This window comes from Vibrio sp. 10N.222.55.C6, assembly GCF_041473395.1.
Classification (GTDB): Bacteria; Pseudomonadota; Gammaproteobacteria; order Enterobacterales; family Vibrionaceae; genus Vibrio; species Vibrio crassostreae_C.
In genome coordinates, this window is the sequence record NZ_JBFRSD010000993.1 from 1 (window position 1) to 770 (window position 770).

The window sequence follows — 770 nt, forward strand, 5'->3', positions numbered from 1 at the left end:
GGCATACGGTGACGTAATAATTAAACGCGTGTATGCCAATGTCGCAAAAACAAATAATGCATGGGGCGAACACGCTGCGAGTCAAAGTGTACGTTACATTCATGCTCAAGAAACCGCTAATAAAAAGAATACCACCGATATGCTGCTAGCAATCGATACGATGGAATTAGCGTTAACAAATAGAGCCGACACTTTTATCTTTTGTTCGGATGATTCAGATTTTGGTCCGCTAATACAAAAACTCATTGAACTAGAGAAAACAGTTATTGGAGTTGGAACTAACAAAGCAAATGATGGATATAAGAGTAGCTACACCGATTTTGAATGCTTAAATACATCACCTAAGTTAGACAATCCAATAGTAAAAAATTCGATTATTGGATTAGAAGACATGTTATCTATCAACTCGGAAACTAAACAGAGGTTTCCAAGCAACTTGGATTTTGAGATGTTTATGTCAATCTGTTATCAAGAATTACAGCATGGTTATTGGGTCAATATATCATGTTTAGGAGGTAAACTTGCACATTTCAAATTGACAAAAAGAAACCTAAAGCTTGTTAGTATCCTAAAAAACATTGAATACTTTGAGCATAGAGTGAACGGTGAGCATAGCCAATTTCGTTTAAGAAAAACGCAACAAGAATGTGTAAAAAGAATCAATAATGATGATCTAATCAGAACAAATAGAAAGAATGAAATTTTAAACACTAAATTTTGGATCAAATGCGCAAAGACTTTACAAATGAAAGTAGAGAACACCTTAAGTA

The 770-nt window shown here is 34.2% G+C and carries 1 protein-coding gene; it reads left to right on the plus strand.

Annotated elements, in window-relative coordinates; translation table 11 throughout:
• Positions 1–770 (plus strand): NYN domain-containing protein (locus tag AB4486_RS27220; RefSeq protein ID WP_372119901.1); only part of this gene is annotated, 770 nt, incomplete at both ends.